Here is a 10,702-nt window from a genome sequence, read left to right on the forward strand (position 1 = left end):
ATCGCGCTGTAATTGCGCCAAGTCGAGTTTCAACACTTTCAAATTGTACGGCGCCGACAATTCGGCGCGCGTTGTGGCGCAGCGCGCAAGCGCTTGCGAAGCTTCGCGATATCAGAACCGAAATCAGCGAAATCTTCGGCAACGGGTACAGCGCCGCTATCCAGGGATCGGCGATGCGCTCAAAAATACGCGACATCCCCATCAGGAGTCCGACCACGATCCCGCAGACGGCCGCGAGCAGAAAGCCTGCAAAAATCCTCAGCAGGCTTACACCGAGATGGACGAAAATCGATCCGTCCAGGATCATTTCCCACAGCGTTTTGACGATTTCGGTAGGTGCCGGGAGATAGATCGGCGGAATTTCGCGGACGTCGACGAAAATCTGCCAAGCCGCGACAAACCCAACAATACTCAGGGTTGGAAGAATCCGTTCAGCCAGAAGCCGCTTGTCTGAAATCTGGATCATGTCGTGCTGCCGGGCTGGTTCATTTCCGCCATCGCCTTGGTCACCTCGTCCCGTATCAGATGGAAGGCGCGATCAAACAATTTTCCGAACGCCGGCGTACTCACCAGATCGAACGACCGCGGTCGCGGCAGGTCGACGGGAATGACCTCCTTGATGCGGCCGGGGCGTGCCGTCATCACAACGACCTCATCGCCAAGCAGAATGGCTTCGTCTATCGAATGAGTCACAAAGATCACCGTCTTGCGGGTGGCTTCAAAGATCTTCAGCAGTTCCTCCTGCATGACGATCTTGGTCTGGGCATCAAGGGCACCGAATGGTTCATCCATCAGCAGCACCCCACGATCCATGATCAGTGCCCGCGCCAGCGCTGCGCGCTGCCGCATGCCGCCGGACAATTGCGGCGGGAAATGCTTCTCGAATCCCCGCAGCCCAACGGAAGCGATCAACGCCATGGCGCGGTCTGTGCGCTCAGCAAACGGCATGCCCGCCATTTCCAGACCGAACGCCACATTCTCGAGGATGGTGCGCCATGGAAACAGGTTCTGGTTTTGCCAGACCATCACGGACTGCGATCCAAGCGGAACGGCGTGCCCCGGCCGATCAGGATGGTCGATCGTGACCGTGCCGGACGTCGCCGTTTCCAGGCCTCCGACAATTTGCGCCAGCGTACTCTTGCCGCATCCGCTGGGCCCGAGAATGCAGGAGAATTTGCCAGACCTGAAATGGTGGCTGACTCCCGCGAGCGCGACTACTTCAGAGCCCGCACGCCCGGGCCACACCTGGCGGACATTCTCGACCGAGATATTCACTCTGGCACCCCGCAAAAGGCGGCCGGCGACAGCGCATGACGCCACTTGGCTTCGATCTCAGCTGCCTCCGCCGGCATCAGCGCCGACGAGATGGGGTATTCGTTGATCCACGAGAACGGCTTGCAGGCGTCGATGATCATTTTCGAGTGGGACGTCGCGCCGGCCGCCCGCGCGGCCGGGAGCAGACGTGGATCCAGCGACGATGTCCATGCGTTGCGCACGATGTCCACTGCCTCGGATGGCTCGCAACGCGTAGTCACCGCCCACATCACGTCGGCGAGGTTCGACGGATCGACATCCTCGTCGACCACCACGACAAGCCGTCCCATGTAACTGTTCGCCGCAGCAATCAGGGCGGCACGTTTGCTGTGTCCAGCATAACGCTGCTTCAGCGCAACGACGGTCATCAGTTGCGAGACATGCTGCCACGCACCGACCACGTCGGTGACGCCGCAGGCTTCCAGATTGCCCCAAATGGTCGCGGCCCGCATCGGCAATCCAAAGTGGAAGCGCGGCGGCTTCAGCGGCGGAGATCCAAACAGGATCGGGTTCGTCCGGTGATACACGGCGTCCACCCGCATGACCGCGGCCGGCCGGGTGTCCGCGGCATAGTAACCGGTAAATTCGCCGAACGGTCCCTCAGGCAATGTTATCTCAGAGGGAGGCAGCAGCATGCCCTCCATGATAATTTCGGCATAGGCCGGGATCGGCAGACCGGTTCTCGGCCCCCTGACGACGTCCAGCGGCACGCCCTTGATGGCGCCGGCGAATTCGTACTCCGACCCGCCCTCGGGCAGATACTCGAAACCTGCGACGAACAACGCGGGATCCTGGCCGTTGACAATGACGATGGGGCACGGCTTGCCCTCGTCCCAGTATTTTCGCGCGATGATGGCACCATGGCGCCCCTGGTGATCGAACTGCACGGTCACCAAATTCTTGCCGTGCACCTGTACTCGATAGATCGACGCATTGATCCAGTCGCTGTCCGGATCGCCGGTCACCACCAGACTGCCGGAGCCGATGTAGGGGCCTCCATCCTTCGGATGCCACGTCGGCACAGGAAACCTGCCGAGATCAACGTCATCGCCTTCAAAGCTGTTTTCGAAGAACGGAGCGTCCTTGACCATGGCCGGCGCGACCGCCTTCAGGGTGCCGCGCTTCTCCTTCCATGTTTTCAACGCGTCAACCGGGCGCAGTTGCGGATCGATCCCCAAGGCAAGCGCGGCGCGCTGGGGGCTGGTGGTCGCATTGGAAAAGACGCGGTAGCCCGATCCAAACCCGACGATGTTGTCGAACAGCAATGCCGGACAATCCGGCGAGCCCGCAGCAACCTCCGTGATCCCGCCAAGTTCAAACTTCGGGTCCGCACCGTGGACACGCCGCAGGGCGCCCACGCCTTCGACCTGGTCGATGAATTCCCGAAGATCTCTGTACATGAACGTGGCCCTTAATGGTGATGGCTGGCTGTTGGCGGGTCTTCAATCGAACGGATGCTCGGCCTTCAGGCGCGTTAGTGCTTCGCTGGCAACGGTTAGATCGAACAGTTGCTCACGCGATACCTTGCGCTGCACGAGATTGAATCGGGCGCTCCAGAAGTCCTGCATCGCCATGATGGAGTCGACGTTCGGCACGCCGTCGCTGTTGACGGCAGACCAATGCGGGGCGATCGCGGCGAGCAGTTCCGGCTTGTTCAGCACGGTATTCTTGGCGAGGATGTCGATTTCCGCCGCATGGCCCTTCGGATCAGCCGCGGCGGCGTTGAAATCCTTGACGCCTTGCAGATAGGCCATTGCCCAGCGCACCACGACATCGCGTTTTTTGGCGAGGAAGTCCTTGCGCACCGAAAAGGTCGCGATCTGGGCGTTGGGCTCGATATCGCCTCCGGTCGCAACCATCGGTCCCACCCCGTTGTTCTGCGCGAACATGCTGAACTGGTACGAGATCGCCGCAGCGTCGATCTGCTTCTGGCCAAGCATTTTCATCAGGTCGGGTTGCGAGACATTGCTGATCCACTCGACATCCTTGGTCGGATCAAGCCCTGCCTTTTCGAGCGCACGGGCCATGCTGTACTGATTGATACTGCCGATCACCGCCACGCCAATGCGCTTGCCCTTGAGCTTGCCGAAGTCAGCCGGCGTGCGAACGCCGGATTCCGCGATGTCCTTGGTCACCGAAATCGAGGTGTAGGCGCGCTCCGGGCTGTCGTTGCCGCGGTCCAGGATGATGATCAGCGGCGCTCCCTTGGCGACCGAGTTGAACAGGCTGGCCGACGCGGGCATGTTGCTGATATCGATCTCACCCGCGACGATCGACGGGATTGCCATCGCGCCATCTTCGAATCGCGTTGTTTCGATCTCGATGCCGAGCTTCTTGAAGTATCCCTTGTCGCGCGCAATGAAGAAGGCACCCGCCGAGACGAACGGCCCCTCCGCAACGCGCACAACGTCGGCGGCGGACGCACAACCGACACTCAAGAGCAGTAAGGAGATGGTGAAGAGGTTTCGCATCGAGGTTCTCCCGAGTGGTCCGGCACGGACGGCACTCATAGACTTGTTTCAGGGAAGGTTCGGGGCAAGGCTGGTTGGGGGCGAGTCCTGCGAGGTGCTTTGTCGATCCTTGCAGACTATGAGGCGAGATCCGGAGCGATCGTCATCGCCCAGGCAAACGACGCTCTCCAGTCCCGATCATTCTCCTTAACGACGCCCTTGCTTTGCATCTGCCGGGCCGCATGCTCACAAACGTCCGGTGACGGAATGATCAGCTTATCGATCCCTCCGATCGACAACGCCGCAATCTGCGAACGGCACGACATCTCGAAATAATGGTGCAGGTAGAACGCCTCGGCCACCGTCCGTCCGCAGACAAGCGCGCCATGATTTCGCAGGATCATCGACTGGTTGCTTCCCAAGTCATCGACCAGGCTCTTGCGGCTCGCAAGATCGAACTCGAATCCGTGAAAATCGTGGGTCGACAGGCAGTTGTAGAACAACATGGCATGTTGAGAGATCGGCAGCAGACCGCAATTCTGGGCGGCGATGCCCATGTTGGCAGGGCTATGGGTATGGAAGACGGCGGCTAGGTCCGGGCGAGCCTCAAGTATACCGCCATGAATGACGACGCCGCCGCGGCTAATCTTGTGCGGCGACTCGCGTACTTGGTTGCCATCGAAATCGTACAGTGCAAGCGAGGACGCGGTGGCCTGCTCAAACAACTGGTCGTCGCCTTTCACCAGAAACAGATGAGGGGCATCGGGAACCCGAGCAGACAAATGATTGTAAGTCAGATCGTGAAACCCGCTGGCAGCCAACAGCCGGTAGCATGCAGCCAGATTGACGCGCGTCTGCCATTCGCCATCGCTCATATTGTCAGGTTTAGCCACCCACTGCCTCCCATGCGTTGATAGATGGACAACGGCGCGCGTACCATTGTCCGCTCGTAATTGTTGAGGACGCTGAAACGACGCTCGACCTGTCGCACGCGCAACGCTCTGGCCCGCCGCTTTCGCGCCTTTCGATCATGTCCCGGTCCGATAGCGCGCGAGCGGCCACCAGACTGCGACACGGCTGGTACAATGCACCAGGAGCAATCTCCGCATGCCGCTGCGAGTGCAACGCAACAACTAATAACTACATAATGTATGTAACTAGATGATGTAAATTCACGCAAGCGTTTTCTTTGAGCATGCAATGCTCTTTCTTGCGCCGTCACGCGCACCGCTGAAGTCCAACGCATTGCATCCGGCGATTTAGAACGACGTTGACATTCGCGCCGCGCGTATATCATATGGCCTCATATGATTGGAGCGCGACATGCCAGAGCACTTCGTTTGCAACCAGAATGAGATCGCAGAAAACGAGACCAAGATCGTGCGGATAGACTTGTTGGACATTGGGATCATCTATCGCGATGCAAAGTACTACGCTTACCGCAATCTTTGTCCGCACCAGGGTGGCCCAGCATGCGAAGGTCTGAATCTGCCCCAAGTGGTGGATGTGATCGACGCGGCCGGCCTGTTCGTCGGGCAGCGGTTTGACGAGAACGACATTCACATCGTTTGCCCGTGGCATGGGTATGAGTACCATCTCGAAACCGGACTGAATGTCTGCAATCCCAAATTGAAATTGCAAAAATTCGAGATCGTGTTGCGCGAGGGAGCGATTTATGTCGAGCTTTGACATCGGTAGCGTCAGCTTTGACGATTTGGCCAGCGAAGTCTTTTCGCGCTGCGTGAACGCGATCGAGCAAAGCCGCCTGCAGGATGTTCCCGATGAGGCGCTTGGCCAAATGTACGGCGGTATCTTGAGGATTTTCGCGGAAAAGGCGCAAGCTGGCTGCATGCCGAAGCCGTTCGGACGCAACAGCGGCGTGACCGCAACGGACGTCGTGATCGGCTGCAGCGCCATGCTGAACAGCGCTAACTTGGCTGTGTTCGAACTTGCCGCGTGGCAAGCCGTGTCACGCCTGGGCATTCCCGCAGAGCAACTCAAGGCAGAGCAACGGAGCCGTCATGACATCCACCAATAATGTCGCGCCAGGAGATTTCTCACAATTCAACTTCGACACCGAAGCCCACCTTGCCAACGCGCACGCACAGTCGCAGACTAGGCGGTATGACGATTTCCTGATTGTGGACGTGGACTCCCATCACTACGAGACGGAAGCTTTCGGCGAGATTGCGGAGTATATCGAAGACCCCGTTCTGCGGCAGGAAGCGAAGTATCAAGGTATGTCGCGCGGCGGCGTTACATCAGTCGATGGCTCGTACCAGGAAATGGCCGGACGAGTTTTGCGCTATCCGCTGCGCAAATCCGAAAAGGTGCCCTTGACCATCCATCGCGACATTACGTTGATGCGGCGCTGGATGGACGCGATGGGAGTCGACATGGCCTGCATGTTTCCCACTCCGATGCTGAACATTTCTACTTGCCCGCGGGTTCAGGTCGAAGTCGAATTGGCGCGTGCTTACAACCGATGGCTGTGCGACAATATCCTTGCGGAGGAGCCACGGCTGACGTCAATGCTGTATCTGCCGTTCAACGATCCAGAAGCCTGTCACAGGATGGTCGAAGAATTCGGTGACCGGAAGGGCGTGATCGGCTTCATGGTCACGGCGACGCACTACAAGGGCGTCCACGATAATGCCTACGTCAAGACGTACGCCGCGTTGCAGGAACGCAACCTGCCGATCGGCTTCCATGCTGCCTATACTTGGGGCGACAGCATGATGTCGCTGACAAACCGGTTTATCTCGGTCCATGCTCTGGGCTTCGTGCTCCATAACATGGTCCACATGATGAACTGGCTGGTCAACGGCATGCCGGAACGTTTTCCGAAGCTCAAAACAGTCTGGATCGAAAGCGGGCTGGCCTGGATCCCGTTCCTGATGCAGCGGCTCGACAATGAATACATGATGCGCAGTTCGGATGCTCCGCTGCTGAAGCGCAAGCCAAGCGACTATATGCGCGAGATGTTCTACACGTCCCAGCCGATGGAAATGGTGGACAACCGTGAGGCTCTCGAGCTCACATTCAAAATGATCAATGCGAAGTCACAGTTGCTTTATTCGTCCGATTACCCGCATTGGGATATGGATCTGCCAAGCACGATCTATGATCTTCCGTTTCTCAACGAACAGTCGAAGAGAGATATTCTCGGCGGCAACGCCCAGAAACTGTTCAACCTCGATCCGGTATTCTCTGCGGAAAAGCTTCGCCGCCGGTCCATGGTGTCTGCCGCGGAATAAGCCTACGGTCCGGAGAAGCGCTCCCGAACTGATGTCGTGAAGCAGGCTCCCGGGCCTTCCGAAGTGATGGAGTATCGATTGACAATGCGGCCTGCTTCAATGCGACGGCGCCTGATTGTAGGAATCACCGGGGCATCGGGCGCTATCTACGGCGTACGGCTCCTGCAGTTGCTCAAGGAAACCGATGTCGAAAGCCATCTGGTCATGAGCCGATCCTCGAAGATCGCACTGACACAGGAAACGAACTTGAAGGTCAGCGACGTCACTGCGCTGGCCGATGTCGTGCACCAACCCGACAATATTGGCGCGACCATTTCCAGCGGCTCGTTCCAGACGCTGGGAATGGTCGTCGCCCCCTGCTCCATGCGGAGCCTCGCAGAGATCGCCACCGGCGTCACGTCGTCGCTGCTGACGCGCGCCGCTGACGTCGTTCTCAAGGAGCGCAGGCGACTCGTACTGATGGTCCGCGAAGCGCCGCTGCATCTGGGTCACCTGCGCGCGATGGTGACTGCGACAGAGATCGGCGCGATTGTCTATCCGCCGGTGCCTGCCTTCTACACGCGCCCCAAGACCCTCGAGGAAATGGTCGATCAGACCTTGGGCCGGGTGCTCGACCTGTTCGACATCGACGGGGCCGTCGTCGATCGCTGGAACGGCCTGCTGCCCGCCAGCGGTCGAGACCTGGACGGGAAGCATGAGAGCACCTGAGCAATCGTGACGGCGATGCCCCTTCCGAACAGCGATCTCGCCGGCGAGAGCTGGTCCTTCATGCTGCGGATCTATGAGCGGCCAGGCGTCGCCGAGGCCTGCCTGCGGTTGCAAGACGACGCCGGCGCGGACGTTATCCTGGTGCTGATGACGGCCTTCGCAGCGCAGCGCGGCATCCCGTTATCGTCCTCCGATCTTGATGCGATGGTGGCTCATTGCCGGCCTTGGCGGGAGACTGTGATCGATCGGCTTCGGCAGTTGCGTACCGACCTGAAGACCGGGCCGGAGCCGGCGCCAAACGACGCCACCGAGACGCTGCGCGCGCAAATCAAGGCCAGCGAACTTTGCGCCGAGAGAATCGAAAACGATATGCTGGCTGCATGGCTGCAGCGACAACCGACGACTTCAGCTCCTCCACAGAATACGCCGGTCATTGAGTTGCACAGACAGATCGCAACCTTGCTGGCGCTGAGAGGCGACACTGGTCCTGCCATCGCCGCATCGATCGACGTTATCGTCGCGGCCTCCGCTGCGCTCTGACATCAGCCAACAGATTTGGGCGAGTCCCGCGCCGGCGCGGCCTCCCTGCCTACGATGGAGGCTCTGCCGAAGGACTGGACACTGCATTTAATCGCGCCTATTTCAGACGCTATCGCCACTTGTACTGCATGTTCTCTAGCCCATCCTTGCGCATGACTGATCAACAACCAGATGTCGAAGTCGCCCCTGCCCCTGCGCGTGACGAAAGCTCCCAACAAGACACCTTACATGGCTGTGGGGCGTCTGCTCAGAGATGCGCACGCAATCTACAGTCGCTTTTTTACTCTTGAGCTGGCGCAGCTTGGCGTCAGTTTCGGCGAATTTCAGCATCTGCAGTATTTATGGGATGCCGATGGGATCACCCAGGTCGAATTGGCCGCCCGGATCGGGATTACGCCTGCGACCTCGACGGCAAACCTCATGTCGCTCGAACAAAAAAAGCTGATCCGTCGGGTGCGAAACGACGAGGATCGCCGCAAAGTCAACGTTTTCCTGACCAAATCCGGTTTTGCGACCAAAGACAAACTGGTGAAATGCGTGTCCGACACCAACGCGCGCGCCCGCCGCGGCATGGACGAAAAACAAGTCCGCGCACTCTTCGAAACGCTCGCACTTCTGATGGAGAATTTTGAATCGGACAACGATTAGGCCGTGCAACGTCACAGCTTCCGCGCGTTGGTCGATTCATAGGCACCTTCCAAACCAACAGAAAGAGCTTCACCAAGGACAGACGCGCTGCAACGCACCCCCGTGCGTTAGAAGACTTTTGGGCCGATTCGAAAGTAGCTCCCTTGGCAGTCATCAATCAGCGGTGAGAACCCAGCGGGCAATAGCAAAAAGCTTGTGATCAGTGTGTTGCCCGCTGATCAACTGCAGTCCGAGCGGCATGCCCTCGTCAGCAAAGACCGGCAGCGTCAGCGCGGGCGTGCCCAGGACCGATGCGGCCACATTGAACGATGCATTTCCAGTGTAGGTGATACCTTTCGGCGCAGCACCCAAGGCATCCAGCGTAATGAAGGCGTCGGCTGTCGCCGCAAGCTGTTCAAATTCCGCACGTAGCGCCACGCGTCGCGCCAGCAATGCCCGATAGCCCTCAAGGCCCAGAGCATCGGATTTAGTGATCTGAGCCAGCACGCCGGGGCTCACCCCCATACGGTCGCGGTAAGCAACGCTTTTCAACGGCCAGCGCGATTCGTAGCCGATGATGTCATAACCGAATTGCAAAATGTCGTTCAGTGAAGTTTCCAGCGCGTCGACCGCCGGATCGCTGCGGCGAGTAACGATCTCGACACCGGCTGCGCTCAATGCGGCAAGTCTGGTTTCAAGTTGCTGGCGCGCTTCGACGGTCGCGAGCTGCCAGCCCGGAGTTTCCAGGTGGATCAGGCGTTTCGGCTTGAACGGCCCGGCCAGTTGCTCCGCTCCGATCAGGCCCGGTTCGCCTGGATCTCCTCCGCACCGTTGCACCATGTCGTACGTCGTGCACCAGAGGTCTGCCAGGCTTGCCGCGATCACGCCGATACAGCTGTGGCTTTGAAAGTCATGGCTGCCTCCGCGGTTGATCGCGCCGTAGGTCGGCTTATAGCCGAACGCGCCGCAGAAGCCGGCGGGACGCAGTACAGAGCCTATCACCTGGGTGCCAAGCGCCACCGGCAGAATTCCGGCACCCACTGCACTCGCGGAACCAGCGCTAGAGCCTCCAGCGGTGCGCTGCGGATCGTGAGGATTGCGGGTGTCGGTGGGATATCCGCCAGCAAACTCGGTTGTCTTCGTTTTGCCCAGAACAGCCGCTCCAGCATCGCGCAAAGCATACACGGAGGCTGCGTCCCGCAACGGCCGGTAGCCGTCATGGGTCGGGGACCCCATGCCAGTGGGCATATCGAACGTCTCGATCACGTCTTTGATGCCCACTGGCATCCCGTCGATGCGTGAGAGAGGACGGCCATCGCGCCATCGCGCCGTGGCAGCGTCGGCAGCGATACGCGCGCGCGGCAGCGATAACTGGGCAAATGCCCGCAAGGTCGGCTCAAAAGCCTCAAGACGGTCAATCGCACGCTCAAGAAATTCGCGCGGTGTATCCGTTCCAGACCGGAACGCTTCGGTGGCAGCCTGATATGAAATCAGAGACGGTGACGCGGAGTTTGACATTCAGATTTCCCAGAAAGGAATTATTGGGATCGAGCCTACAGCAAGAGCGTACCTTGCAGCTCGCTTCCATGCCAGTGCAGAGGCGCGACGCAGCATTGAAGCCGATGATCGACTAGCGATTCAATGCCTCTATCAACTGATTCGCACACCGCTGGCCTTCTGATTGCGTCCAGTGCAGTTTGATCTGTTCATTGAACTGACGCGATAACTCTGATCAAGCGCATCTGTCAACGCCGGAGAGATTTTACAGCGGTTGGCCGGAGTAAAAGTGCAGCACGGACGCAAGCA

11 protein-coding genes and 1 pseudogene are annotated in these 10,702 nt (G+C 59.1%); 6 read left to right on the top strand and 6 right to left on the bottom strand.

Features of this window, described 5'->3' with window-relative positions:
• The 5 genes and pseudogenes from Q0S16_RS14920 to Q0S16_RS14940 form a co-directional block, all read right to left on the bottom strand.
• A pseudogene (locus tag Q0S16_RS14920) lies at positions 1-466 on the bottom strand (hypothetical protein); the annotation flags it as partial.
• Positions 463-1,320, bottom strand: a complete 858-nt coding sequence (locus tag Q0S16_RS14925) for an ABC transporter ATP-binding protein (RefSeq protein ID WP_366517832.1) — start codon at positions 1,318-1,320, stop codon at positions 463-465. The pseudogene Q0S16_RS14920 and the gene Q0S16_RS14925, both read right to left, overlap by 4 nt.
• The gene (locus Q0S16_RS14930; protein WP_295849574.1) at positions 1,272-2,714 is read right to left on the bottom strand and encodes a UbiD family decarboxylase; all 1,443 of its coding nucleotides are present in this window, start codon (positions 2,712-2,714) and stop codon (positions 1,272-1,274) included. The genes Q0S16_RS14925 and Q0S16_RS14930 overlap by 49 nt, the downstream gene beginning before the upstream one ends.
• A 42-nt stretch (positions 2,715-2,756) precedes the next feature.
• Positions 2,757-3,785: an ABC transporter substrate-binding protein gene (locus Q0S16_RS14935; protein ID WP_295849576.1), complete on the bottom strand. Its 1,029-nt coding sequence runs from the start codon at positions 3,783-3,785 to the stop codon at positions 2,757-2,759.
• Positions 3,786-3,901: 116 nt separating this feature from the next.
• Positions 3,902-4,657 (bottom strand): class II aldolase/adducin family protein, encoded by a 756-nt coding sequence (locus Q0S16_RS14940; protein WP_295849579.1) that lies wholly within the window; start codon positions 4,655-4,657, stop codon positions 3,902-3,904.
• A 430-nt stretch (positions 4,658-5,087) separates the two neighbouring features.
• On the opposite strand from Q0S16_RS14940, the gene Q0S16_RS14945 reads away from it, so the two are divergent.
• The 6 genes from Q0S16_RS14945 to Q0S16_RS14970 all read left to right on the top strand — a co-directional run bounded on the left by Q0S16_RS14945 (position 5,088) and on the right by Q0S16_RS14970 (position 8,917).
• Complete coding sequence (locus Q0S16_RS14945) at positions 5,088-5,453, top strand: Rieske 2Fe-2S domain-containing protein (RefSeq protein WP_295849581.1); 366 nt, start codon at positions 5,088-5,090, stop codon at positions 5,451-5,453.
• Positions 5,440-5,802 (top strand): hypothetical protein, encoded by a 363-nt coding sequence (locus Q0S16_RS14950; protein ID WP_295849583.1) that lies wholly within the window; start codon positions 5,440-5,442, stop codon positions 5,800-5,802. The genes Q0S16_RS14945 and Q0S16_RS14950 overlap by 14 nt, the downstream gene beginning before the upstream one ends.
• Positions 5,786-7,021, top strand: coding sequence for an amidohydrolase family protein (locus tag Q0S16_RS14955; protein WP_295849586.1), 1,236 nt, complete (start codon positions 5,786-5,788; stop codon positions 7,019-7,021). Before Q0S16_RS14950 ends, Q0S16_RS14955 begins: the two co-directional genes overlap by 17 nt.
• A 99-nt stretch (positions 7,022-7,120) precedes the next feature.
• On the top strand, positions 7,121-7,729 hold the full coding sequence (locus Q0S16_RS14960; protein ID WP_295849589.1) for a UbiX family flavin prenyltransferase: 609 nt from the start codon (positions 7,121-7,123) through the stop codon (positions 7,727-7,729).
• 60 nt (positions 7,730-7,789) lie between these two features.
• Positions 7,790-8,269, top strand: a complete 480-nt coding sequence (locus tag Q0S16_RS14965) for a TIGR02444 family protein (RefSeq protein WP_295849591.1) — start codon at positions 7,790-7,792, stop codon at positions 8,267-8,269.
• A gap of 171 nt (positions 8,270-8,440) precedes the next feature.
• Entirely contained in the window at positions 8,441-8,917 is a 477-nt protein-coding gene (locus Q0S16_RS14970; protein ID WP_295849593.1) for a MarR family winged helix-turn-helix transcriptional regulator, read from the top strand.
• Positions 8,918-9,070: 153 nt separating this feature from the next.
• On the opposite strand, the gene Q0S16_RS14975 is transcribed toward Q0S16_RS14970, so the two are convergent.
• Complete coding sequence (locus Q0S16_RS14975; protein WP_295849596.1) at positions 9,071-10,414, bottom strand: amidase; 1,344 nt, start codon at positions 10,412-10,414, stop codon at positions 9,071-9,073.
• Positions 10,415-10,702 lie beyond the last annotated feature (288 nt).

Origin of the sequence: Tardiphaga sp. (genome assembly GCF_025356345.1) — a bacterium.
In the GTDB taxonomy this organism is placed as follows: domain Bacteria; phylum Pseudomonadota; class Alphaproteobacteria; order Rhizobiales; family Xanthobacteraceae; genus Tardiphaga.